At 41.1% G+C, this 24,047-nt stretch carries 22 protein-coding genes; 13 read left to right on the top strand and 9 right to left on the bottom strand.

All coding sequences use genetic code 11. The annotated features are described in order from the left end of the window. The first annotated feature begins 338 nt into the window (after positions 1 to 338). From ABWY16_RS20385 to ABWY16_RS20375, 3 genes are all read left to right on the top strand, one after another. Complete coding sequence (locus ABWY16_RS20385; RefSeq protein WP_353906510.1) at positions 339 to 1,187, top strand: DUF2911 domain-containing protein; 849 nt, start codon at positions 339 to 341, stop codon at positions 1,185 to 1,187. Between the two features lie 17 nt (positions 1,188 to 1,204). Further along, positions 1,205 to 1,792, top strand: a complete 588-nt coding sequence (locus tag ABWY16_RS20380; RefSeq protein WP_353906509.1) for a Crp/Fnr family transcriptional regulator — start codon at positions 1,205 to 1,207, stop codon at positions 1,790 to 1,792. 61 nt (positions 1,793 to 1,853) lie between these two features. Beyond that, positions 1,854 to 2,786: an NAD-dependent epimerase/dehydratase family protein gene (locus ABWY16_RS20375; RefSeq protein ID WP_353906508.1), complete on the top strand. Its 933-nt coding sequence runs from the start codon at positions 1,854 to 1,856 to the stop codon at positions 2,784 to 2,786. Positions 2,787 to 2,793: 7 nt separating this feature from the next. Here ABWY16_RS20375 and ABWY16_RS20370 read toward each other — a convergent pair whose 3' ends face one another. Beyond that, a complete protein-coding gene (locus ABWY16_RS20370) occupies positions 2,794 to 3,120 on the bottom strand; it encodes a DMT family transporter (RefSeq protein WP_353906507.1) in 327 nt (108 codons plus the stop codon). 420 nt (positions 3,121 to 3,540) lie between these two features. Between ABWY16_RS20370 and ABWY16_RS20365 the strand changes: the two genes are divergently transcribed. Beyond that, entirely contained in the window at positions 3,541 to 4,716 is a 1,176-nt protein-coding gene (locus tag ABWY16_RS20365; RefSeq protein ID WP_353906506.1) for a hypothetical protein, read from the top strand. 29 nt (positions 4,717 to 4,745) lie between these two features. Here the strand turns inward: ABWY16_RS20365 and ABWY16_RS20360 are convergent, their stop codons facing one another. After that, a complete protein-coding gene (locus ABWY16_RS20360) occupies positions 4,746 to 5,165 on the bottom strand; it encodes a DoxX family protein (protein WP_353906505.1) in 420 nt (139 codons plus the stop codon). 232 nt (positions 5,166 to 5,397) lie between these two features. Then, complete coding sequence (locus ABWY16_RS20355) at positions 5,398 to 5,886, bottom strand: DUF4385 domain-containing protein (protein ID WP_353906504.1); 489 nt, start codon at positions 5,884 to 5,886, stop codon at positions 5,398 to 5,400. Positions 5,887 to 6,732: 846 nt separating this feature from the next. Here ABWY16_RS20355 and ABWY16_RS20350 point away from each other — a divergent pair. After that, positions 6,733 to 7,227, top strand: coding sequence for a hypothetical protein (locus ABWY16_RS20350; RefSeq protein ID WP_353906503.1), 495 nt, complete (start codon positions 6,733 to 6,735; stop codon positions 7,225 to 7,227). 35 nt (positions 7,228 to 7,262) lie between these two features. Continuing rightward, positions 7,263 to 7,949 carry a DUF421 domain-containing protein gene (locus ABWY16_RS20345; protein WP_353906502.1) on the top strand — a complete coding sequence of 229 codons (687 nt, stop codon included), beginning with the start codon at positions 7,263 to 7,265 and terminating at the stop codon, positions 7,947 to 7,949. Positions 7,950 to 7,970: 21 nt separating this feature from the next. On the opposite strand, the gene ABWY16_RS20340 is transcribed toward ABWY16_RS20345, so the two are convergent. Then, on the bottom strand, positions 7,971 to 11,147 hold the full coding sequence (locus tag ABWY16_RS20340; RefSeq protein WP_353906501.1) for a DNA polymerase III subunit alpha: 3,177 nt from the start codon (positions 11,145 to 11,147) through the stop codon (positions 7,971 to 7,973). Between the two features lies 1 nt (position 11,148). Next, a complete protein-coding gene (dinB, locus tag ABWY16_RS20335; RefSeq protein ID WP_353906500.1) occupies positions 11,149 to 12,300 on the bottom strand; it encodes a DNA polymerase IV in 1,152 nt (383 codons plus the stop codon). An 80-nt stretch (positions 12,301 to 12,380) separates the two neighbouring features. Between dinB and ABWY16_RS20330 the strand changes: the two genes are divergently transcribed. Both ABWY16_RS20330 and ABWY16_RS20325 read left to right on the top strand, forming a co-directional pair. Next, positions 12,381 to 12,683 (top strand): helix-turn-helix domain-containing protein, encoded by a 303-nt coding sequence (locus tag ABWY16_RS20330; protein WP_353906499.1) that lies wholly within the window; start codon positions 12,381 to 12,383, stop codon positions 12,681 to 12,683. Between the two features lie 428 nt (positions 12,684 to 13,111). Then, entirely contained in the window at positions 13,112 to 13,957 is an 846-nt protein-coding gene (locus tag ABWY16_RS20325; protein ID WP_353906498.1) for an aldo/keto reductase, read from the top strand. Between the two features lie 255 nt (positions 13,958 to 14,212). Here the strand turns inward: ABWY16_RS20325 and ABWY16_RS20320 are convergent, their stop codons facing one another. Then, positions 14,213 to 15,304 (bottom strand): PAS domain-containing sensor histidine kinase, encoded by a 1,092-nt coding sequence (locus ABWY16_RS20320; RefSeq protein WP_353906497.1) that lies wholly within the window; start codon positions 15,302 to 15,304, stop codon positions 14,213 to 14,215. A gap of 126 nt (positions 15,305 to 15,430) precedes the next feature. Between ABWY16_RS20320 and ABWY16_RS20315 the strand changes: the two genes are divergently transcribed. Next, entirely contained in the window at positions 15,431 to 16,531 is a 1,101-nt protein-coding gene (locus tag ABWY16_RS20315; RefSeq protein WP_353906496.1) for a DNA alkylation repair protein, read from the top strand. Positions 16,532 to 16,592: 61 nt separating this feature from the next. Here ABWY16_RS20315 and ABWY16_RS20310 read toward each other — a convergent pair whose 3' ends face one another. Both ABWY16_RS20310 and ABWY16_RS20305 read right to left on the bottom strand, forming a co-directional pair. After that, positions 16,593 to 17,108, bottom strand: a complete 516-nt coding sequence (locus ABWY16_RS20310) for an ExbD/TolR family protein (RefSeq protein ID WP_353906495.1) — start codon at positions 17,106 to 17,108, stop codon at positions 16,593 to 16,595. Positions 17,109 to 17,173: 65 nt separating this feature from the next. Further along, positions 17,174 to 19,072, bottom strand: a complete 1,899-nt coding sequence (locus ABWY16_RS20305; protein ID WP_353906494.1) for a DUF4153 domain-containing protein — start codon at positions 19,070 to 19,072, stop codon at positions 17,174 to 17,176. A 693-nt stretch (positions 19,073 to 19,765) separates the two neighbouring features. Here ABWY16_RS20305 and ABWY16_RS20300 point away from each other — a divergent pair. After that, complete coding sequence (locus tag ABWY16_RS20300; protein ID WP_353906493.1) at positions 19,766 to 20,680, top strand: hypothetical protein; 915 nt, start codon at positions 19,766 to 19,768, stop codon at positions 20,678 to 20,680. A 102-nt stretch (positions 20,681 to 20,782) separates the two neighbouring features. Further along, positions 20,783 to 21,043, top strand: coding sequence for a DUF3072 domain-containing protein (locus ABWY16_RS20295; RefSeq protein WP_353906492.1), 261 nt, complete (start codon positions 20,783 to 20,785; stop codon positions 21,041 to 21,043). Between the two features lie 60 nt (positions 21,044 to 21,103). On the opposite strand, the gene ABWY16_RS20290 is transcribed toward ABWY16_RS20295, so the two are convergent. Continuing rightward, positions 21,104 to 21,721, bottom strand: a complete 618-nt coding sequence (locus tag ABWY16_RS20290; RefSeq protein ID WP_353906491.1) for a DUF4142 domain-containing protein — start codon at positions 21,719 to 21,721, stop codon at positions 21,104 to 21,106. Positions 21,722 to 21,944: 223 nt separating this feature from the next. On the opposite strand from ABWY16_RS20290, the gene ABWY16_RS20285 reads away from it, so the two are divergent. Then, positions 21,945 to 22,910, top strand: a complete 966-nt coding sequence (locus ABWY16_RS20285) for an aldo/keto reductase (protein ID WP_353906490.1) — start codon at positions 21,945 to 21,947, stop codon at positions 22,908 to 22,910. A 48-nt stretch (positions 22,911 to 22,958) separates the two neighbouring features. Then, the gene (locus ABWY16_RS20280) at positions 22,959 to 23,831 is read left to right on the top strand and encodes a helix-turn-helix domain-containing protein (RefSeq protein WP_353906489.1); all 873 of its coding nucleotides are present in this window, start codon (positions 22,959 to 22,961) and stop codon (positions 23,829 to 23,831) included. Positions 23,832 to 24,047 lie beyond the last annotated feature (216 nt).

Below are 24,047 nucleotides of genomic sequence, written 5' to 3'. Positions count from 1 at the left end.
GTATTCAACAGACCTTAAGGGGTCTGTTGTCTTATTTATAACCAAGTATTTAACCTATGAACGAGGAAGAGAATATTGATTTGCTAGGACTCAGGTTAGCAACGGCCTCAATCAAAAGTGTTGCACCCAAAGATTTTGAAACACTTTCCATGGCGATCCTCAACACTACGTGTCAAAGGGTAAGCTCTACAACTCTCAAGCGGCTTTACGGTTTCGCAACTGCACGTTTTTCAACTCCCGAACTACTAAAATAATCTACCGGTATACGCAATGTACGATCAAAATTTTATAAGCTTGAAACAGATGTGTATTTTCGTGTCAACCAAATAAGATCTATCATGAAAACTACATTCAAAACCACACTCTTATTGCTATTATGCCTGTGTGTCAATGCTAAAATAAAGGCACAGGGAGTTAAAATGCCTCAGGCAAGTTCAGGACAAACTATCGTTCAGGATTTTGGCCTGGGCAAGATTACAATAACTTATTCACGTCCAAATACTAAGGGACGCGCTATTTTTGGTAAGATGGAACCCTATGGAACAGTATGGCGTACAGGTGCAAACAGTGCTACAGTGATTAGTTTTACCGATGATGTTACTTTTGCAGGAAAGCCCGTTCCTGCCGGAGAATATGCTTTGTTTACCGTTCCTGAAAAAGGGGAATGGACGGTGATCCTGAACAAAAACACCAAACAGTGGGGCGCATATGAGTACAAGGAAGCGGAGGATTTTTTAAGGGTTAAGGTAAAAGCGAATGATAGTAAAGATAAAGTGGAAACATTCACCATAGGTTTTGCCAGTGTTTTTCCAACAAAAGCTGAGTTGCTGCTGGCCTGGGAAACTACACTTGTAAAAATAGACTTGACTACTGAGATTGATACGAAAGTAATGGCAAGCATTGATGAAGCGATGAAAGGGGAGAAGAAACCTTACTTCCAGGCTGCACAGTATTATTATGAAAATGGAAAAGATTTGAGCAAAGCGCTGGAATGGATGAATCAGGCCGAAATCGCAGATCCCAAAGGGCCATGGACCAAACTGTGGAAAGGACGTATGCAACTGAAAAACGGTGATAAAAAAGGTGCAGCAGAGAGTGCAGCTGCAGGCATAAAATTAGCAACTGAAGCTAAAATTCCGGAGTATGTGCGACTGAATACCGAACTTCTGGTCCAGGCGAGAAAATAATACGTTAATTTTGCAGGATGAACATGTTGTTTTTTGATGCCATTGGAAAATTGACGGATATCACACAGGAGGAAGCTGCACCGTTATTCTCTTTATTTCAACCCCGTAAGTATAAAAGGAACAGCATTTTGTTACGGGAGGGAGAAATAGCTTATGAGCTTCATTTTATACTGAAGGGAGCTGTCAGACAATACTTTTCAAAGGAAGACGGTGTGGATAAAACATCTAGTTTTAGTTTTGAATCGGAATTTTTCACTGATATAGAAAGCTTTTCGCGCAAATCCCGGTCGGTCACAAATTTCATCACATTGGAGCCGACGGAATGCCTGGTCATCAAGTGTTCAGATTTAATGCAAGTGCTCAATCAATCCACTGCAATCGCCGGGCTTTGCAGGGCTATTATTGAAAAGGTAGCAACAGATAATATCAAACGAATACAATCGATGCTTTCGCTTTCTCCGGAAAACCTGTTTCGGGAACTGGTACAATTTAACCCCCATTTGCTGCAAAGGGTGCCGCAAAGGTACATTGCCCAATACCTGGGTTTAGCTCCTGAAAGCCTGAGCCGGATCCGCAAAAGAATTATAATTACTGAAAAAGCTTAACTTAAGTCATCGTTTTGAGCAGGGGGCTTCCGCTACTTTTGTTGTATCAAAATTTAGATTTATGCAAACGATATTAGGTTCCGGAGGCGATATTTCGCGCTACCTGGCAAAAGAATTAAAACAGTACACTGATCAAATCAGGTTAGTTTCTCGCCATCCTGAAATAGTAAATGCAGATGACGAGCTCATGGCGCTGGATTTATCAATAAGAGAAAATGTACTGAAGGCTATAGAAGGATCGGACGTAGTTTATCTTACTGTGGGCTTCAGATATGATTTAAAGGTGTGGCAATCGCAATGGAACACTCTGGTGACGCATGTGATTGAGGGCTGTCTTCAATACAATGCAAAACTGGTTTTTTTCGACAATGTATATATGTATGATAAGGATGCTATTCCTTACATGACCGAAGAAAGCCAGATCAATCCGCCATCTGAAAAAGGGAAAGTAAGGGCGCAGAATGTAGCGCTGATCAATGACGCTATTCTGCATAAAAACCTGAAAGCAGTGATTGCAAGATGCGCAGATTTTTACGGTCCTGATGCAAAGAATGGAATACTCAACCTTTTAGTCCTGGATAATGTAGCTACTGGTAAAAAGGCTATGTGGCAGGGCAGTGCTGACAAAGTTCATTCATTTACTTATAGCCCTGATGCTGCGAAAGCAACTGCTTTACTGGGAAACACTGATAGTGCATACGGTCAGGTTTGGCACTTGCCTACATCCGCAGAACGGCTTACGGGAAGGCAGTTTATAAAAATGGCCGCAGAAATGGCGCATGTGAAGAACTCCTATCTGCTGCTCAGTACATTTATATTGTCTTTGATCGGTATTTTTAACAAGACGATGAAAGAGTTGGTAGAGATGCAATATCAGAACAAACAGGATTACTTTTTTGACAGCACCAAATTCTGTGAAACATTTTCCTTTACACCAACAAGCTATGAAAAGGGCATGCGGGCAAGTCTGAACCTAAATGTAGAAAAATCATAATCTGCTGCTAATGCGAGACCGCTTTCAGTCCGATAATTGAGCCAATGAGCGTGAGGAGAAACAGAATTCTCAGGAAAGTGACAGGTTCTTTGAATACGAGGATACCAACCAATACTGTACCAACCGCACCAATTCCTGTCCAAACTGCATAAGCGGTACCGATAGGCAGTGTTTGCGTAGCTTTGATCAGCAGGCCCATACTTAAGAAAAGCATGACCAAAAATCCGGCATACCAGCCATACATTCCGGTGCCTGTTGTATCCTTCGCTTTGCCCAGACAAAAGGCAAAACCTACTTCGCACAAACCACCGATAATTAATAGTATCCAGTTCATATGTTGGTTAAATAAATTCAATAAGCCGTTGATGTTTAAAACCGCTTTTGATGCAAAGCTATTAAATTCTTTTTTCCTGAACGCTATAACTACCTCCTGCTGCACACATCTTGGCCCTTGTTGTTTTGGAGGACAGTGCTATATGTGCATTTTGGAAAATTGAAGAAAAACATGATCAAGTTGGAAAGTGTCAAAATTTCGCAACATATGACCAATAAGATACAAAAAACTCCGCAAATTCTTCCTCTGAAAGCTAACCGGTTCATTATTATTTATTTGTCCTGAATAATGAATGCAGATCATAAAAAATGTTTATTTCTTATTGGTTTTTCTATAAAAACTTGGTTATATTGGATGTGGATTTCTCACAGTCACTAAGTTTTTGTCCTTGCTGTCTGTTTTATTCCCTCAAAAAATTTTATGGAGCCAAAAATTTGCATCAAACACGTTGCGGAAGCAGCTAATCGTCGTTTTGAACGGGAAATCCAACGCTTTTTGCGGTCCTGGATTCAGTTTAACGGGGATTTAACGCTCCTGCGGTTCGACCAGACACTTGAACAGTACCTTGAGAATGATGCTTTGCGGGACTTCTTCCTGCATACGGCACATCCTATCCAGGCAATCCTGGAAAACAAGTGTATTGCCAGGCATTTGGGCAGGCGCGTGGAAGTTGTGCATTTTGATCCCCTTAGCGGAGATCCATTACTTTCGCGTACTGAACAGCGGATATATAACCTGGCCCGCAGAATGGACAGTGAACAAATGCATATCCCCTTCCGTTCGGTGCAGCCAAACAAACAGACACCGGCTGGAGATACAGCGGATATCAATACCTATCCAGCTGGATCTGAAGAAATCCGTTACAACAGTGGCAACCACTTTACCAGCAGATCAGCTAATGGAAATGTAGTTGATCAGCACAGTAAGCGCTGTACCGCGAAATCTGAGGGGAACCTGCATGTGGTCTTTAAGCGCGGATTTCTGGAAGACCGCCTGAAAGAAGTAAGAGAGCTTACTGCAGTATTAGGCGAAGCCGGAGAAACGCAAGTTCAGATTTTTGTGATCTGCAGCAGGCATTCACCGCAGGAAGGCCACTTTGGAGTATCCCTTCTGGTGATGGATCCTTCCCGGCCCGACTTCCCCTGCAGGGTGATGGTATGCGATACTTTGCTGAAAGAACTACCCCAGCATCCCAGATGGTGGAACCATTTTATTACAGAATACACGCAGGTATTTGGAGAGGCAATAATAGAAATTGTAGAAGATCTGTCACATCCGCTTCAGAAGGTAAATGTCAAAGGTGATGAGCCGTACAGGCACGACTGGAATTGTCCTTATTATGCAGCAGCAATGGCCGAAGCGCTGGCTGACCTGGTAAAAGTCAGTCCCGAGCTGATATTAAATGGAAATATAGCCGAGATTCATAATGCAATGAAGACTTTCATGCCAGACTATTACCTGCAGGACAATGAGCTGAAGGACAGGACGGGGATTCAGACAATCAACCGTTTAAAACGGTGGATGAGCGGCCGTAACCTGATTAAACAGCTGGTGGCCGAAGGCAGCCGGATGGAAGACTTCAATACCTTGTATTAGCCTTGCTGACCAAAGCGGCATGCTTTGCATTAAGACAGTTTCTTTAGTCTTTGAAGAGGCTTGGCGGGCGAGGTGCTTTTAAGCGCCCAGTAAACCAGTACGGGCTGAAAAAATAATCTCAAAAAACGTTTTTCATCGGTGTTCAAACCAAATGCATCTCTGTGATGGGTAAGCTGAGCTATGTTTCCCGGTAATACTGCGGTGAAAAAAGCGGCAGCAACCTGACCAACTTTTTGTGCATGTTTTTCAGGTGTGAATATAAGTGCAGCCCCCATGGCTATTTCTACGAAACCAGAATAAACTACTGTGTCATCTTTCTTAAGTGGAACGAAGTCGGGAACCTGCGCCCTGAAAGCTTTTCTGGCAAAAGTAAGATGGCTGATGCCGGCGAAAACAAGGTTTGCACCTAAAGCGATCCTGGCGGCTTTTTTTATATGCTGATTAGTCATTGTCTTGAATTAATGTTAAAACTGATAAGACAACCCTGTTCCTAAGGAAATGGTTTTTATTAATTTGCCGGAATAGTAACCGATAAGTTTTTTGAAATTGCATTGAGCCGGAAGAAGGTGTCCGAGGGGGATTACGACTCTTTTATTGAAGCTAAGTGATAATATAAAGAAACACTTAATGGTCTTGTCTGACCTACGTAGGGCGGGGGTGTCTGAGCAAAAAGTTACAATTTTATCCCCATTGGTTTTTCCAGTCTGCTTTCATTTCTATATATAAAGGATCAGCTTCTGCATCCTTCCATCTTTTGTAAAAGATAGCAGCTGATGCTGCTTTCTGTTCTTCGCCGGTACCGCGTTCCAGTTCGGCATATCCATTAGTTTTATCATATTTCCTGCCACCTTTATAATTGGCATATCTTCTCGCGCGTGTATAACCCATCTGTAAAAACTTTCTTGCCATATCAGCCCCAACAAAGTCACTGTCTTTTATATACTGTTCAAAAAGTTTAAATATAAACTCACTGCTTTCGGTAGCAATATCCGGAGTTTTAAAGCGCCAGTGAATTCCAATTTCAGTTTTATAGGGCTCACATATTAATACGCCCTGCTCACCTTTTCCAACACGGTAGGCTTCAGGATTTTTCCTGTAATCAATTCCAGATTTCCATGGATATTTGTCTATATCAAAATTAAGATAGGATGGGGTTTGCTTTTTGGTCATACTTAATTAGCAACAAAATTTATTGGTTTAAGTTTGATATATTATTTGTAATATATGAATTATTTAACATAGTTATATATATGGAATGACAATAGTAGAACCGGTATTTCAGATCTTAATTATGAGGATTATGAATTTAAAAAAATCATGTAAAGTATTGTTTATGTTGTTTTCATTTCTGAGTTGATAGATTTTATTATATAAATGAAATGATTGATTATGCTGCAGCATATTTTCCTTTTTAAATCAGTGTATTGACGGGAAATATAGCTAGGATTGATAGGGTAGGGTAGTGCTAAAATAAGATTTTATGAATGTTATTGAGGTAATTATATTCAATTATATTGATATCAAAACTTCATTAAACATGTATTTATTGATATAAATATAAATCTTGTTTATAATTATAAGTAGTTGTTAATCAATGGAATTTATTTTGTTATGTTATTTTGTAATTTAGTTTATGATAAATCACTATAAAACTCATATAAATGAGTAAGTAGAAATCATATAAACATATTATATGATATAATATAAAAAGATGTATTTAGTTTATTATTTTTTATTAAAACATACTACTGCTGGTATGTTATAATCTAATATGTGGAATTGAATAACCTTATTCTGCGTTTTATATTTTATAATAAGTTGTTGTATTAAGTTTTATCTGGAAGGTGATATTGAAATTCACCTGATCTTCGTTGTGGTTCTATAGATATCTAAACTTTGGATTTATACTTTTAAAAAGTAATATAATCAATGTGGACTTAACATGTAAAACAAAATCATTGTATTTCTTTTTTATTGTCATTTATATTCCTTATACTTGAACCATAAATCAAAGTTATGGAATCAACAAATAAAGTTGCAGAACTCATAAAGAGCGAAATACTTACATTACAAAGTGCTGCTGCTGTTAAACAAAGTGAATTGGAAACTGCATATAAAGAAGCAGTACAACATGCCAATAAAATAAAGAAGGAATCTCAGAAAGATGTTGACAGCGATTTAAAAACAATTGAAAATTTAACCGCTGCCCTGGCAGCATTGGGTGTGAAATTAGAAAAACCCAAAGCTGTTTTGAAAGAACATCCGTTACTGGTTGTACCGGAGGAATATCATTCAAATCTAACTCTGAATGAAAAGATAGCATTTATATTAGATGAAGCCGGTAAGGAATTATCTAAAGATGAGATTGCAGAAGTCCTGGCCGTCTATGATGATAACGATGTTACAAAAGTTGTCAAACAAATAGGTGCAGTACTCTCTTCATTAAAAAGTAAAGGATTGCTCACTGCCAATAAAGATGGCAGGAAAGATTTGTTTACCCTGGTAAAATAGTGTTGTAATCCGGTATTAATTTATAAAATTATCAAATGTTAAATATTGATTGGAATAACGTTTTTTTGAAGGACTTTGATTTTTCCCTTCTGATAGAAATCATTACAAGAACATTTGTGATGTTTTTATTTGTGCTGATCTTTCTCCGTTCTACGGGGAAGAAAGGTGTGAGGCAGCTCAGCATTTTTGAGGTTGCTATCATTATCGCACTGGGCTCTGCAGCCGGTGATCCTATGCTAAATAGTGAGTCGGCGATTTTGCCATCCTTACTTGTTTTTGTGGTGATCCTGTTAATGTATCGTGTTATCACTTACCTGGCAGCTAAAAATGAGAAAATAGAAAATTTGCTGGAAGGAGAACCTGTATACATCGTTGAAGATGGTAAATTTAGTCTTGAAGAAGGAGGCGATTCAAATTTTGCGAAGGATGAGTTCTTTGCTGAGATGCGGGCGCAAAGCATCGAACACTTGGGCCAGGTAAAGACTGCTTTGCTTGAATCTAACGGGCAGGTAAGTTTTCTCTTTTTCGATCAGGACGAGGTGAAAATGGGACTGCCTATATTTCCAAAGGTTTACAGTGAAAAATCAAAAGACATCAGCCTTGCAGGAAACTATGCCTGTACATATTGTGGCAATGTGCTTACTATTGCCAGCGCTCAGCCTTGTCCAAATTGTGGTAAAGACGAGTGGGTGATGGCCATCAATTCACTGCGGATAGTTTAAACCAAAGTTCCTGTTCTTTCATTATCTCATCTTCTGTCGCGGCAGATTGATGTCCTGAGCCTGAGGATAAGGTGCCCTGTTGGTCATGCTCACATCCTCCTTAATATTTTGATGTGTCTTATACTGCCGTTCGTCAGAATTAGAAAATCTCGGGTCTGGAATAAAAGGCATCTTGGCCATTTTCACAATGGTCACCGTGGGGAAATGGTAATCAACCTCTACATTTCCCAGCAGCAGGTAACACCCGCCTCCCTGGAAAGGATATTTTGCCAGGCTGTCTGTAAAATGGGCAGTATCAAATAATTCGCCCTCTACATCTATCCATGTCCCAAAATACATTGCGCCAATTTTGGTAGGGACATGTTTCCTGGAAATCAGGTAAGCCATCATCTTCACTTGTTTCTTCTTGTGGTTCACAAGGTCTTTCGCCATTACATCGCCCCTGAACTTCGTTTGCAGCAGGTCAAAGGGGCTGCAGGACACTGGGAAACTCAGCAGTTCAATCTCATCGAAGGCGTCTTCAAATATAGAACGCTCCAGTACGGGCAATTTGTAGTCCTTCAGTGGTTCCTGGATCAGCATCAGTCCCCGGTTTTCTGGTTTAAAGTTCACAAGGATCAACCTTGCGATTACCAGCAGCTGGTTCTTTGTTTTGCCGGTAAAGCGGAAGGCGCCGATAAAAATCAGGATCTGGATCCCCTCAATTCCAATAGGCACGCGGTTAATGAAGTCTTCCAGGGAGAGGTAGAAGCCATTGCGCTCACGGACTTCGATAATTAGCTTTGCGAGTTTCGACTGTAAACCCTCCAGGTGCATAAACCCGAGGTAAACATCCACTCCGTATAAAGTGGTTTCGTATTCACTTTTATTAACGCATGGGTTAAGGACCACCGCTCCACACATCCTTGCCTCGTGTATATAAACTTCTGTCCGGTAAAAACCTCCCTGGTTATTGATCACCGCCACCATAAACTCGATCGGGTAATGTACTTTGAGGTACAAACTCTGGTAACTTTCCACTGCGTAGGATGCGGAATGCGCTTTGCAAAAGGAATATCCTGCGAAAGACTCAATCTGGCGGTAGATTTCCTGGCTCAGTAGCAAGGGATGACTCTGTGCTTTACAGGAATCAAAAAAGTTGTCTTTCACCTTTTGCAGTGCAGCTTTAGACCTTCCCTTGCCGCTCATCGCCCTGCGCAGGATATCGCCATCTTCGGCTGGCAGGCCTCCATAGTACAGGGCTATCTTGATTACATCCTCCTGGTAAACCATGATCCCATAGGTTTCGCCAAGTTGTTCTTTAAACACAGGGTGGAAGTAATCAAACTTATCCGGATAGTTATGCCTGAAAATATACTCCTTCATCATCCCGCTTTGGGCAACTCCTGGGCGGATGATAGAAGAGGCAGCTACCAGGATTTTGTAGTCGTTACACTTCAACCGGCGGAGCAGCCCGCGCATGGCTGGACTTTCGATATAGAAACAGCCAATAGTTTTGCCGCTTTCAAGATAGGTGTTGCATCTGGCATTGTTCAGGGAGATGGCGTTGTTTCTAATGTTTATCCTTACTCCCTGGTTTTTTTCGATTAGCTTCACACTGTCGTCAATGTGGCCTATACCACGCTGACTCAGGATATCGAATTTCTCAAAGCCGATTTCTTCTGCCACATGCATGTCGAACTGTACAATGGGGAAGCCCTTCGGCGGCATTTCCAGTGCGGTGTAGTTGGTGATCGGTTCATCAGAAATAAGGATCCCGCAGGAGTGCATGCTCCGCTGATTGGGGTATTTCTCCATCATTTCACCATATTTATGTACCTGGGCCACTATAGAGTTTTTGTCGTGCAGGTGCATAGGGTTTATCGCCAGCGCATCCAGTTCTTCTTTAGGAAGGCCGAAAACCTTGCCTACTTCTCTTAAGATCGACCGGTATTTGAATTCTACATTTGTACCGCAGAAAGCCACGTGATCGCGCCCATAGCGGGTGAAGATATATTCCAGGATCGTATCCCTTTCTTTCCAGCTCCAGTCTATATCAAAGTCGGGCGGACTTTTACGGTTCAGGTTAAGGAAACGCTCAAAGTATAAATCCAGCTCGAGAGGGCAGATTTCAGTGATCCCCAGGCAATAACTCACGATACTGTTGGCGCCGCTGCCCCTGCCGATATGCATGAAACCCATGCTGTTGCTATACCTGATAATATCCCAGTTAATGAGGAAGTAACCGCTGAATTCCAGTTCGTCTATTACCTTTAGTTCCTTGTCTACCCTTTCCCTGGCTCTTAGTTTTTCTTCGGGGAGTTTGTTATCATATCTTTTTTCTAATCCGTGATAGGCAAGGTTGCGCAGTAAGTCAATATCACTTTGTTTGTCCTGGGTGTAGAATCTCTTGTTTTTTGGTGTTTTGAAATCAAATTCAAAGTTGCAGTCTTCAACTACCTTTTGGGTATTGGCGATGATCTGTGGGTAATCTGTGTACTGCGCAATCAGAATCTCCGGAGGCTGCATAAACTCGCTTGTTTTACAGTAATCCTCCTCGGTCAACCGCGAAAGTATTACGTTTGTATCTATTGCGCGGAGTATTCTGTGCAGGTTAAATTCCTTTTTGTTGCGAAAAGTAACGGGCTGGAGTATCACCATTTTATCAAGCAGTGCAGACCATTTTGTATGATACAATAACAAGAGCTGCTCTGGCCTGATACCCACGTATTCATGTGATTTTAACTCTTCAGGCAGGTTTTCCACCGGATAAATGATAATTACATTTTCAAAATCAGGGGCAGCAGCGGGCAGGGGAGTGCCTTCGAAATTATGCTGAGTGAGAAAACGGTTCATTTCGCCAAGTCCTGCCTGATTTTTTGCAAGTCCGATATAGCGGAGCTGATTTTCATACCTGAATTCTATGCCGGCCAGGGGTTTTGTCTGAATTGCAGCCTCCATGTACAAAAGTTCTGCCTTTTGTTCTTCGCTCAGCGACTTGTCATAGTCGGCTCCAATTCTTGCCCGTTTTTTGGCTATGTCATCAAGCTTGTTCCTGATATCTGTGAAGAATTTAATGAGTTCGTAGATCCCGGTAACAGTATTTATATCCGTTAAAGCCAGTGCAGTAACCTTATTGGCGAGCGCCTGTGCTATTAACTCGTTCAAGGGGATTGTGCCGTAGCGCAGGCTATGGAAAGAGTGACAGTTCAGATACATGCTATTTCGTTTTAGTGTTTAAGCCTGCACAGCGCATCACTGCTTTCTCGCCAAACCTTTTTTTCATTTTGTCCATAGCCTGGTACAGGGCCATCATCTCTACTGTATCTTCAAAGATGTTGATCTGGTAGGTTCCCCTCACTAATCCGCTGAGTTTAATACCGACTAACCTGATGCGCATGCGCCGTTTGTACAGGTTTTCAAACAATTCCTTCACCACCCTTGTCAGGGTGTGATCTGCAGAAGTGTAAGCCACTTTGCATTGCCTGGTCTCTGTATCAAAGTTCGCATACCTGATTTTTACCGTTACCGTTGAAGTGAGCCATTGCTCTGAGCGCAGCTGGAAAGCAAGTTTTTCTACCATGCCCACCATCAGCGATCTGATTTTGTGGATATCTATGGTATCCTGCTCAAAGGTTTGGTCAGTGGAAATGGATTTTCGTTCCGTGTAGGGCTCTACAGGGTTGTGGTCTATACCGTTAGCTTTCTTCCATAATTCCAGTCCGTTTTTTCCGATCATCTGCTGCAGCACTTCTGGTGGCATTTCAGACAAGGTCTGAATGTTCCTTATTCCAATCCTGGAGAGGAGATTAAACGTGACCTCTCCGAGCATGGGGATCTTGCGGATGGAAAGGGGGTTCAGGAAAGACCGCACTTTCCGTTCCGGGATTTCCAGGTTGCCCAGGGGCTTCCCTTCGCCGGTAGCGATTTTTGATACTGTTTTATTGACAGACAGGGCAAAGCTCATAGGCAGTCCTGTTTCTTTAGTGACGGATTTCGATAGCTCATCCGTCCAGGCATAGGCTCCGTAAAACTTATCCATTCCCGTGATGTCCAGGTAAAACTCGTCAATACTTGCTTTTTCCATTATAGGAGCCTTCTCTTCGATGACCTTGGTTACATCGTGGGACAATTTTGAATATTCTCCCATATCTCCTTTGATAACTTTAGCCTGGGGGCAAAGCATCATGGCCATTTTTATCGGCATGGCCGACCTTACGCCAAAAAAGCGTGCTTCATAGGAGCATGAAGCTACTACACCGCGGTCGCCTCCGCCAATTATAAGGGGAATACCTTTCAATTCAGAATTCATCTTTCTCTCACAGGATACAAAAAATGTATCCAGGTCCATGTGTACAATCGCCCTTTCCATAACAGGTAAATAAAATATCTCACAAAAATACTATCTAATTTAGTATTAATTGCTATTTTCGTACTATAAATATTAGCAATATGTCAATACTGTCAGAAAATCTACGATACCTGAGGGCACAGAAAAAATGCTCTCAGCTGTGTGTAGCCAATGATTTGATTATTAGTAGGGCCCGTTATGCGAAATATGAAGAAGGGAAGTCTGAACCGCCGCTTGATATTCTAAAGCTGATCTCTCATTATTTTGAGGTAAGCATTGATCTGCTGATTTCTATAGATCTCAGAAATGTAACTGATGAGAAGAGGCATTTTTTTTTCAGCCTTTTCACCAGGCTTCACGATGTCTCTGCGAAATCAACGATTTCTTCATTTTTGAATCCTTGATCTTTAATCATCCTTTTGATCTCATCTTTTTCGCTATTGTTTCTGCTTCTTTGAAGCTGAGCCTTTTTACTTCTATTGTACCAAGCCTTTTCCCCTGTAATCTGACCTGTGCTATTATAATTTCATCAAATGTTATTTCTTAGGTATTCCTGTTTATTGATAATTTAACTTTGTAATAAAATTTGTTACTCTCTTCCTGAAATTCAGAGTTTATACAATAAAACAAAAATTTCATAGCATTCCCTTCTTTTCATCAGATAATTCCCTTTCCGGTATCAGCTGCGCTATTTTAAATTTATTTGCAAAGAGGGGGCGGGTCATATTCCTTTTGTTCTTATACTTCTTCTGGATCGCGGACAACTTATTATGGAAATCATATGTCCTGATTAGAAAAATAAACAAAACCATATTGCTGTTGTTCGATTGGTATGAAAACACTAAAACTTCCTTCAGGAAAATCAATCCCCGTTCTGGGTCAGGGTACATGGCGAATGGGAGAAGATGCTGCAAAGCGTCGGACAGAGATAGATGGTCTAAGTCTCGGTTTAGACCTGGGTATGAACCTTATTGATACTGCTGAGATGTACGGGGAAGGAGGTGCCGAGAAGGTAGTTGCAGAAGCCATAGAGGGGAGGAGGGAGGAAGTATTTCTGGTAAGTAAGGTTTATCCCCATAACGCTTCTGCGAAAGGGGCTGTTGAAGCCTGCAAGCGAAGCCTGGAAAGGTTAAAAACAGATTACCTCGATCTTTATCTGCTGCATTGGCCAGGATCAGTTGCGCTTTCAGAAACACTTGCGGCTTTTCAGACCCTTAAAAAAGAAGGGCTCATCCTGGATTATGGAGTAAGTAATTTTGATCTGAAAGGGATGCAGAAAGCTATGTCCCTGACGGGCGGTTATGAGATTGCGACAAATCAAGTGATGTACAATCTGGTAAACCGCGGCATTGAATGGGACCTGCTGCCCTGGTCTGCAGAGAATGGCCTGCCCATTATGAGTTACTCACCTATTGAGAGTTCGCCTCGTGATCAGAAAGGGTTTCTGGATCGGCCTGCCCTTACCGGAATCGCCGAACAACATAATGCATCCGCGGCCCAGATAGCCATAGCCTGGCTCATTCAGCAGGGAGTAGTAGTCATCCCGAAAGCAAGTGACCCAAAACACATCCGTGAAAACCGGGCAGCGCTTGATATTGTGCTTTCCACCGACGAGATTACACTGCTAGATCAGGCATTTCCTCCGCCGCAACGTCGAATGCCGCTGGCAATGAGATAATCCCGGCAACTCTATTGAAATCGGGATACTTGGCTAGAATCGATTCAAAAGGGTAATCTAAAATGCCACAGGTATCTGATCTGAAAGGATGGGTTAACGCTTTAGCTAAAATTTGTGATGTACGCTTCATTCCTGCAAATTTTCTGATCGTATCCTTGAGGCGATATTGTTGCAACTGTTCAAAAGGGAGAGGAGCTGAATAAAAATTGGAAAAACTTTACGCCAAAGAATGAGGCGGTCAGTTATAAGCCGATATCAAAGTAGAAAGTTGCCCAAAGGGATCTCGACATAAAAAGTAGTGCCCTTTTTGGTTTCCGTTTCAAACCACACTTTGCCATCATGAACTTCTGTCAGCGTTTTTACAATCCACATACCCAGACCAACGGATTCTTCGCCCTCTAAGCCTTCTCTTCCTGCTTTGGTGTATTTTTTGAAGAGGATAGGCTGAAGGCTCTTGGGAATGCCTATTCCATTATCTTGCACGGTAACCAGGAATGAAGTTTCCAGTTTTTCTACATGAATTTTTATATGCCCGTTCTCAGCGGTGAACTTAATAGCATTAGAAACAAGGTTGTTAATAATCTGAAGAAATTTCATACTGTCAACCTCAGCATAGATCTGATCATGGGAATGCGTAAACTTAATCTGCTTTTGCATATTTTCTCTCGACAGAATGTATATATCCATAGCCTGATTGATCTCCCAAACTACATCTAAACGCTCTTTGCTTAATTCTACTTCTGCTGTTGCCAGGAACTCGTTTGTCAGTAATGTTTGTATGAGATCGATATTACGTTTAGAAATATCTGTGATCATACTGGTAAGCTTTTGAAGTTCGGGGTTATTGGGTATTTTCTTGTCGATAATGGAAGTCAGCATCTGCACTGATCCTATTGGACCACGTAAATCATGAGAAAGGATTTCCAGATTGGCATCTTTCCAGCCATTTATTTTTTGCATGTTGAAGATGCTTGCTTTCCTTGCAGAGTCATCCTCGCCCTTACCGGTAAGGTACATGAGCTCACCTTCTTCAATAATCGGCAAAATCTTTAGCCTGATCCACCGCTCATTGTGGTCTGGCTGCAAGATCCTGAAGTTTAATAGACTGGCTTCTTTCTTTTCCAGCAAATGCTGAAGAGCATTTTTCAAATAAGCCAAATCCTCTTTATGAACAATTTTCAGGAGAGCCTTTGGATCTTCAATCAGTCCTTTGCGTTCTCTTTTGGTAATGGTTTCAAATGCTTGGTTGACGTAATCGATACGTCCGTCAATTATATTGTATATAAAACAAATTTCGTCCGACTGATCTGTGAGTTGTCTTAATATTACATTGATATCTGTATTCATGCTGCTGTGGTAAATGACCGAGGGGGATTATTTACCACAAGGTAGTATTTAAATATCTATTTGATGCTAAACCCCTTTTGCAGTCCCTTTGTTCTATATTTTAAGATAATAAGATAACTTTGTTTTATGGGCTTAATTAAAGATATCTATTCTCCTGTTTTCTACAATAAATTCGGAGACGCCGTTAAGTATGTAGTTCCTGCTTTCGATAAGGAAGGGTTTATCAACGGAATATCTGGAGATAACTTTGATGACAAAGAGTGGAAAGACCGGATGAAACATACTACAAGGGTTTTCCATCAGTTCCTGGCTGTGGATTTTCCTGAAGCTGTGCGGTTGATCATGAAAATTATAGGAAAACTAAGAGCAGACAGACCGGGGGAGGGCGGACTGGAATATATATTTCTGCCGGATTATATTGAAACTTATGGGCTTGATGATTTGGACCATTCTGTACAAGCCTTTGAATTTATCACCCAATTTATCAGTTGCGAGTTTGCCGTACGGCCGTTTATCCTGAAATATGGGAATCTGATGATCAGCGAGATGCTCAAATGGTCTACCCATGAAAAGCATACCGTTAGGAGGCTTGCCAGTGAGGGTAGCCGGCCAAGGCTGCCATGGGCAATGGCAATTCCTGCATTGAAACTCAATCCTGAACCGATCATGCCTATCCTGGAAAACCTCAAAACAGATCCCTCGGAATCAGTGAGAAGGAGCGTTGCCAACAGCATCAATGATATTGCTAAGGATCATCCTGATGTAGTGATTGCCCTGGCGAAGCGCTGGCGGGGGATCAGTAAAGAAACTGATGCAATTATTAAGCATGGATGCCGCACCTTGTTAAAGCAGGGACACTCAGAGATTTTAAAGCAGTACGGACTGCAGAGTGAAAATATAGCTGTGCAGGATTTCAGGATACTTACCCCGGAAGTAAAAATCGGGGACAGTGTTGAATTTGCATTTTCTATTACGAACCAGAACCTGGCAAAACATACTGTGAGACTGGAATATGGGATATACTATCAAAAATCAAAGGGACATCTTGCCAGGAAAGTCTTCAAAATCAGCGAAAAGGTTTATGAGCCTGGTGTAACGGTAAACATTCACAGGAAGCAATCCTTTAGATTGATTACTACCCGTGTTTTTCATCCTGGCGAACACCAGGTTTCCATTATCGTTAATGGGCAAGAGAAGGGAAACCTGGGGTTTAACCTTATCGCATAGTCATTCTTGTTATCATTTTCTAAATGAGGATATCAACTGATATTAATGCGAGGCTCTGTGATTATAAGATCTTCTTCTCTTTCATAAAAGTTTGCTCTTCTGGAGTAATGTGGTCATCATCAATTGCTGGTGCAGAGGTGATCTTTGCGACATGTAATTCATCCATGATATCAACAAAATTTTTATAAGTTGCCCCGGATGTTGGTTTGATTACCACGATCAGAGATTTATTGCCGGTTCTATTGCCTGAGTTAAGTTTTAACTGACTCGCCAGGATTGATTGTCTGATTTGTTTATAGTCTGCGATGCGTGGACTAGCTTTTCCTGCTTCGCCCATATACCAGGCAACTTTATCCTTCTTTCCTAATAGAATTGTCATCGTTCTTGAGGCGGGCAACTCAGTAAAAGCAAAATCGTCATTCTCATCTGGTTTCACGATGTCCATTGCTTCATTTTTTTGCAGGGAGGTAGTGAGCATAAAGAAAGTAATCAGCAGGAAAGCAAGATCAACCATTGCTGTCAGATCTACTTTTGGAATTTCTTTTCTGTCTCTGGAAGTGGTGTTTAATTCGGCCATGATCGTAAGGATTAGTTTAAATCATGATGCTGTTTCTTTAAACATTCCATATCAAAAAATGCAGATCATTTAAGCTTAATCAAAAATATCCCGGTTTGAAACGTAATAGCTTTAATTGATTTGTCTTTACCGCGCTCAAATCTGATATATTTTATTTTATAGGTGACCCTGAAATTTTTAGTTTCCCGTGTTAAACTTAGCTTCGCCGAAGGAAGGCTATAATCATTTGCTGAAGCGTTACCATCAGTTTTTTTATAGTTTTCCAATTGCTCAGGGTTTTTGATCAACCCATTTAGCAATGCTTTGACATTAAATGAGGTACTGTCGTTGTTTAGCTGGAGCGTTAACATTCCATTACTCTTGATGCTTTTTTTAGCATTTATTTTACCGTTTGCAGTAATTTCCATTGTTTCCTGTGAGGTGGCATCCAGTAACAGGTCATATCCTTCGATATCCATTAGGTCAGATTCACTGTCTTCAAAGAAACATTCATCGTTCTGCACATATTGAATAGTTGCTTCGTCCTTAAAATTGGAACTGCTGAACCGTCGGAGGCCAAGGTGATTTTGCAGCCATTTTATTTTTAGATTTCCCAGATCGTACTTCAGGCTATAAGCATTAGATTTTGTTATTTCTTTTGTTTTAGCCAGTGAATCTGCTACATGATGCAAGTCTACATTTACATAAGACTGCAGTGCACTATAGTTGTAGTTCTCAACAATATATCTTAACGTTCGGGCTGCTTGGTTGCCATCTTTTACCGATATGTCCTTCGGCACAATCATCTTATGATCCTTAAAAGCATTGTTCCTTTTGAAAATCTTAGTGAGGATTTTAATCTGCGAGTATTCAGAAACTGAGAATGCACTCTGCGGCCCATAGATGGAAAACAGCGTAAAAAGACACAAAGAGATGGGTATTAGTTTTATATTCTGTTTACGTGACAGGAGCGAGTAAACTGTTACCATCAGTAGCCAGACTGCAAGCATGATCAGGAAGTACCGGGATTCTGTGATGCCATAGCGAAACACCCGTGTGCCCACTGCAAGGAACAACAAAACAATCAGCGGTAGCATCAAAAAGTAAAAGCTGCGGGCGTAGGTTTTAATCCATCTATTTTCTTCATGATCACGGATAGGAAATATCATCAGCAGCGCCAGAATGCCAAATACGGCATACCCTAATATTAAATTGGATACCAGTCCTTTAGGAAGGTTCCATTCTATGAGGATTTTTACCTCATAGGCCAGTAAGATCATTACATAAATAGTTGCCAGCGGAATCAATACATACTGTGTAAAGATCTTCAATCCTTTTGGGTAGGTAAAATCTTCATTCAGTGTATCAAGATCTTTAGGAATACCTGCAAGAAAAAATGTAGTGCTGAAAATTCCTGCGATGAGTGCAAATAATGTCGTATAAGATTTAGAACCAATATCAAGATTAAACAGGAATTTTATAGCGCCTAATGCGGCGGCCAACCCAAGATAGAGCACACCACTATCCAGCATAGCTGTTAAAAAGCGGATGAAGATGGTTTTATTAAACTGCCAGAAACCCTGTATTGAATCTGCATGGATATAAGCAGAAAACGATACCAGCAGATGTCCTGCCAGGCTCAATAACAAGAACCTCAGGTAATCATCACTTCGTTCAAAAGGGTTCAGTACGAATATCAGGCAAGATGCCAGCAATGCAACAGGAACTTTGAACAGATACAGCTGTAAGCCTTTTACTGCTTTGTTTTCGAGGTACAGGCTTGCAGAAAGACTAAACAGGAAGCCCAGATTGGCCGTCAGGATTATTCTTGTATACCAGTTGGATACAGCATTATCCGGATAACCATTTTTAATACTGATCAGCGCTGCAGTTGTGCCTATGATGGCAAACAATATTTCCAGCGGGAAACGCAGGAGTACATACTTTATATCCTGTACTAAATTCTGGATGGAAGGGAGCGCCATAACTTCTTAATTTTAGGTAATTTAGTTGATTGATCCGATAATTTAAAATCAGAAAACTAGCGGGCTGAACTTTTGCCTAAGTTTGCCGCATTATAGTTCTTTAATTATTTCTTCATCAACCGGTATAGGTTCTTTTTCTTTAAAGCATTGCGAAGTTTTAGCCTTTGAGAGCTTTTGGCCGATTTATTCATTTAATCCTCTAAAGAAATGCTAATGCATAACCACGGCTGCCTGTTAAATGGTAGTTATTTCGCTTTACAATCATCTTATGTGTGTTCAGTACTGCCTTCTATTTCCAGTCTGTTGCGCAGGAAAAAATGAAATGGGTGTAAATCGAAGTTATTTAGAACAGAAAAATGAGTATTCCACAATGGAGGATAAATGTTAATAATTAAAATAGGAAGATGAGAAATCAATTCTTAAATTGGTAATAAGTAATTCAAATAGAAAAAAAGTCCTGTGAGTGGGTGATCCGCGAAGGGCAGGCACAACATACGGTTTGGTTAACTATAGTATCGGCAATGCTAGCAGATTACATTAGAATTGAAGAAGGCTGCTCCTGAAAGCAGCCTTCTTTCGTTTAAAACTAACTTGTAAAGGAAACCTGAATACCGCCATTCACCCCGAATTAATTGGGATGCGTAGAGACAGAGGGTTTTCCGGAAAACTTCGGAACTTTGTAAGCTGATCGTATTGATAAAAGTGATGGCTCATAGAAGATACTCGCCTGTCAGAATGCAAAGCCTGAAAAGGAATAAAATAGAAGTGATGAATAGAGATTTCTACCTTTATAAACAAAGACTAAGCCTCCTGTACCTATGGGTTGTACCAATCGTAACAGCTGTTATTGGTTTTGGGATAGGGCATGTAAGCTATAAATTATATTTACCCCTGTGGGGGCTGAATTCCTGCTTAATGATTCTTGCTTCATATCATCTTGGTGCGCAGAAACTTTGGTACGGGAATAAGGATGGTCGGCAATGCGCTGTTACAGCACTATTATTATGTACACCATGGTTGTTGTTTCCTGTTTTCGCGGGGATGGGGCCGCCGCCCGTAACGATAGCCGGTTGGCTTAACACAGCTGCCGAACAGCAAACACGATACACTATTCTCATAGGAGGTGGCGTTTCAGCTTTGTCAGGTACAGCTCTGTTGAAGGTGCAGCTACAAGCGAGGGGCGAAACTTTCTATTCCGCATTGGCGTTTGCCGCCCTGAGTATAGCTATACCATTGTTTATATTTAACATGGCGTTTTGGGGCTACTATCTTACCGCTGCTTTTAGGAGTTTTGCGTCTCATGCTGCATCCGAGCGCCCGGATTGGTATCTACCTGTAAAAAGTCTTTTTTATGTGATTAGCGTAGTAGAAGTAATATTGATTTATTTGGGTGCTATTCTTTTTGCAGCTTCGCTAAAAATTACCGGCGTAATCAGCAAAACAGCATTTCGCTGGTACCTTGTATGTGGTTTGTTTGCGATTTTGCTGGTGCTGGTACCATCCTCATGGCCACAGCCTTTGGCCACTGCTGGTTACATTGTTTCCATCCCCGCAATCCCTTTTGTAATGTATTACCTGATTGGATTACGTTTGTTAAAATCGGCCTGATATCTCACCTTCCACATCATATTTCAATAAGATGAAATTATCAGTAAAACAATGCCCAATTCTATCTGTTTATCCTCCAATATTTACCACACTGAAAAGCATATGATAAACCAAGAAGAAGAACTGTTCGACGAACAGGATAATGAAAACCAAAAAGCCGATTTAAAAGGATCTAACACAGTAAAAGATCCGGATGAATGGACTACCGGAGATGAGCCGATGACCGGTGCGCAGCATTCGTATCTGAAAACACTGTCTGATGAAGCAAAAGAAGAATTTGATGAAACACTCAGTAAATCTGAAGCATCAAAACGCATTGATGAACTACAGCATAAAACCGGGAGAGGTTTAGATAACAACTAGCAAATGAAAGGGCAACGTTATATGCTGCCCTTTCATTATTTACTTTGGTCCTTTTCCTGCTTATTTCCTGTCTTTATTCTGATCAAAGAGCAAAGAAATCTCACGGGCTTGTTTATAATGCTTTTGCAATACAGGTAAGATCTTCTTTGCAAATGCGCTAACTTCAGCATCAGGACTTTTAGTTGCCCCCTCAAATAAAGCGATGTCGCTGATATGATCTTCAACCATCATGTTGATATAATAGTTATCAAAGTCTTTCCCTGTAGCCCTGTTCAAATCTGTTAAATGTTCCTTTTTCAAAGCAGGAAGCTCAACAGGCAATTTGAAATTTTTCGATGTGGCTAGCTTGATAAGTTCTTCATTAGCTTCTGTATGATCTTTTTCAATCATGGCAGCAAATTCTTTAATCCTTGGCATCGAAGCTTTCTTCTGTCCGATTTTGCCCATTTCAACTTCTACCATTCCGCTGATAGAGGCTTCTTCAAAAAAACGGTTCACCGGAGTTCCATTTTTCATGTTATCTGTTGTATCTCCCGTAGCAGCACCATGTCCCATACTGTGAGCAGTCATGGTAGTGGAGTCAGCACTGTCTTTCTTTTGGTTTGAATTGCAGGCCTGGGCCAGTGTTGCTATCGCCAATAAGCTGATCGGCAGAATTTTGAATTGCTGTAGTTTCATATTCGGTTGGATTATCTTGCTCATAAACAGTCATCCTTGCCGAATGTTTGATTTGGACGTAATGCTACCCAGATGGCGTCAAAAATTAATCTAATGTAGGTTTGAAATTTATACTTTTTGGTTTGAATAGCTTAGCTGTAGAAAATGATTACCTGCTTACTTTTGTTTCACCGGATCATCATTATGATTCAGTACATATCTGACAATTTAAAGGATTAAGATAATGAAGCAAAGAAAATTAGGTAACAGCGGATTGGAAGTATCGGCTATAGGACTTGGCTGCATGGGTATGAGCCATGGATACGGTAATAAAGTTGATGATCAGGAAATGGTTAAGCTGATCCACCAGGCGGTAGAGCGGGGAATCAACTTTTTTGATACCGCAGAAATGTATGGGCCATTCATCAATGAAGAATTAGTAGGTAAGGCTTTAGCTCCAATGCGTGATAAAATAGTGGTAGCTACCAAGTTTGGGTTTCAGTTTGATCCCGCAACGAAAGAAAATCAGGGTTTCAATAGTCGCCCGGAGCATATCCGGGAAGTTTGCGAAGCTATGCTAAAGCGGATGAATACAGATCACATTGATTTGCTTTATCAACACCGTATTGATCCTAATGTACCTATTGAAGATGTGGCTGGTGCAGTAAAAGACCTTATTAGTGAAGGTAAAGTGAGATATTTTGGACTGTCTGAGGCAGATGCATTGAACGTTCGCAAGGCGCATGCTGTACAACCTGTTACGGCTTTGCAAAGTGCATATTCGCTTTGGGACCGGGCGCCTGAAATTACAGTTTTACCTACGCTTGAGGAACTGGGTATCGGTTTTGTGCCATATGGGCCGTTGGGTCATGGCTTCCTGACAGGAACGATCGATGCCAATACAAAGTTTGCCGGTAACGATATAAGAAACAGGATCCCAAGATTTTCTGAAGAAAGCAGAAAGGCTAACGGACAGTTGATCAATTTACTAACTGGGTTTGCCCAACAGAAAAATGTGACAGCTGCTCAGCTTGCACTGGCATGGGTATTACATCAGAAACCCTGGATGGTGCCAATTCCGGGTACGACAAAGCTTCACCGTCTGGAAGAGAATATTGGCGCCGTGGACATTGAGCTTTCTGCAGCAGAGCTTGTTGAAATTGAAGGGATCCTTACATCAATGAAAGGCGCTGGTGAACGTTTCGCCTAATCATTTGATATGGGGTATATGTGTTTTGAATTTTATAGATTTGCTGATATGGAAGCACCTGTCCTGGTACCCGCTACAAAATTTACCGCAGAACTGAAGCTGAAAGGTTTTAAGGCATACAAAACTGATATCCCGCGTACCTCAATAACAACATTCAGCCGAAGGCACTACTACAAGATTGTGCTTAGCACAGGTCATGCAGTAGTGCATTTCGCTGACCGCACTATTGATCTTAATGGTACATACCTGTTTTTCGCCAATCCCCATATCCCATTTGCGGTTGATATGCCCGGCGAAAGGCAAACAGGATATTCCTGCACTTTCACTGAAGAGTTCATCAAACCACTCGAACGCTCGGAGAGTTTGCAGCAATCGCCTTTGTTTAAAGTGAGCAGTATGCCCGCCTTTAAACTGAATGACGAGCAGCAGAATAAGATAACGGGTATTTTTAAGAATATGATTGCCGACCAGGTATCAGATTATCAGTATAAAGAAGACCTGATGCGCAATTACATCAATCTGATCATTCACGAAGCGTTACGTATGCAGTCGCAGGATCAGGACCCGGAAATAGTGAATGCTTCTTTAAGATTAACTAATATGTTCCTTGATTTACTGGAAAGACAGTTTCCAGTGGAGAATCAGCAGGCAAGGTTAAAGATGAAAACTGCACAGGATTATGCAGACCGCTTGTCTGTACACGTCAATTACCTGAACCGTGCCGTGAAAGGCATCACAGGAAAACCTACAACAGCGCATATTGCTGACCGTGTGACTATGGAAGCGGTGACCATGCTGGAACATACTGACTGGAGTGTAGCAGATATCGCTTACTCGCTGGGATTTGAATACGCCAATTATTTCAGTAATTTCTTTAAGAAAATGACGGGAAAGGTGCCCAAAGCTTATAGGGTGAGCTGATTTGAGATCTATCGAGCTAAGAAATTACTCTTATAACCTTTATTTGTCAGCCATGAACTTGCGAATACTGTCCCCGAAGGTTGAGAATGCAAATTTGGTTTATTTTGGACTGATTATCGGTACTCATAGTACAATTTGCGGTTTAATATAAACTATTCAAAAATTTAGTTTAAAATATTCCAATCAAAATAGACTGACACCGAAGCTACTGTTTGT

Source organism: Pedobacter sp. (assembly GCF_040513095.1).
In the GTDB taxonomy this organism is placed as follows: domain Bacteria; phylum Bacteroidota; class Bacteroidia; order Sphingobacteriales; family Sphingobacteriaceae; genus Pedobacter.
The sequence above is the reverse complement of the archived record's forward strand: the minus strand, read 5'-3'. Positions and strand labels throughout refer to the sequence as shown.

Excerpts from the sequence above, each read along its gene's own strand:
- ABWY16_RS20385 (WP_353906510.1), top strand. The coding sequence starts at position 339 with ATGAAAACTACATTCAAAACCACACTCTTATTGCTATTATGCCTGTGT.
- ABWY16_RS20380 (WP_353906509.1), top strand. The coding sequence starts at position 1,205 with ATGAACATGTTGTTTTTTGATGCCATTGGAAAATTGACGGATATCACA.
- ABWY16_RS20375 (WP_353906508.1), top strand. The coding sequence starts at position 1,854 with ATGCAAACGATATTAGGTTCCGGAGGCGATATTTCGCGCTACCTGGCA.
- ABWY16_RS20370 (WP_353906507.1), bottom strand. The coding sequence starts at position 3,120 with ATGAACTGGATACTATTAATTATCGGTGGTTTGTGCGAAGTAGGTTTT.
- ABWY16_RS20365 (WP_353906506.1), top strand. The coding sequence starts at position 3,541 with ATGGAGCCAAAAATTTGCATCAAACACGTTGCGGAAGCAGCTAATCGT.
- ABWY16_RS20360 (WP_353906505.1), bottom strand. The coding sequence starts at position 5,165 with ATGACTAATCAGCATATAAAAAAAGCCGCCAGGATCGCTTTAGGTGCA.
- ABWY16_RS20355 (WP_353906504.1), bottom strand. The coding sequence starts at position 5,886 with ATGACCAAAAAGCAAACCCCATCCTATCTTAATTTTGATATAGACAAA.
- ABWY16_RS20350 (WP_353906503.1), top strand. The coding sequence starts at position 6,733 with ATGGAATCAACAAATAAAGTTGCAGAACTCATAAAGAGCGAAATACTT.
- ABWY16_RS20345 (WP_353906502.1), top strand. The coding sequence starts at position 7,263 with ATGTTAAATATTGATTGGAATAACGTTTTTTTGAAGGACTTTGATTTT.
- ABWY16_RS20340 (WP_353906501.1), bottom strand. The coding sequence starts at position 11,147 with ATGTATCTGAACTGTCACTCTTTCCATAGCCTGCGCTACGGCACAATC.
- dinB (WP_353906500.1), bottom strand. The coding sequence starts at position 12,300 with ATGGAAAGGGCGATTGTACACATGGACCTGGATACATTTTTTGTATCC.
- ABWY16_RS20330 (WP_353906499.1), top strand. The coding sequence starts at position 12,381 with ATGTCAATACTGTCAGAAAATCTACGATACCTGAGGGCACAGAAAAAA.
- ABWY16_RS20325 (WP_353906498.1), top strand. The coding sequence starts at position 13,112 with ATGAAAACACTAAAACTTCCTTCAGGAAAATCAATCCCCGTTCTGGGT.
- ABWY16_RS20320 (WP_353906497.1), bottom strand. The coding sequence starts at position 15,304 with ATGAATACAGATATCAATGTAATATTAAGACAACTCACAGATCAGTCG.
- ABWY16_RS20315 (WP_353906496.1), top strand. The coding sequence starts at position 15,431 with ATGGGCTTAATTAAAGATATCTATTCTCCTGTTTTCTACAATAAATTC.
- ABWY16_RS20310 (WP_353906495.1), bottom strand. The coding sequence starts at position 17,108 with ATGGCCGAATTAAACACCACTTCCAGAGACAGAAAAGAAATTCCAAAA.
- ABWY16_RS20305 (WP_353906494.1), bottom strand. The coding sequence starts at position 19,072 with ATGGCGCTCCCTTCCATCCAGAATTTAGTACAGGATATAAAGTATGTA.
- ABWY16_RS20295 (WP_353906492.1), top strand. The coding sequence starts at position 20,783 with ATGATAAACCAAGAAGAAGAACTGTTCGACGAACAGGATAATGAAAAC.
- ABWY16_RS20290 (WP_353906491.1), bottom strand. The coding sequence starts at position 21,721 with ATGAAACTACAGCAATTCAAAATTCTGCCGATCAGCTTATTGGCGATA.
- ABWY16_RS20285 (WP_353906490.1), top strand. The coding sequence starts at position 21,945 with ATGAAGCAAAGAAAATTAGGTAACAGCGGATTGGAAGTATCGGCTATA.
- ABWY16_RS20280 (WP_353906489.1), top strand. The coding sequence starts at position 22,959 with ATGGAAGCACCTGTCCTGGTACCCGCTACAAAATTTACCGCAGAACTG.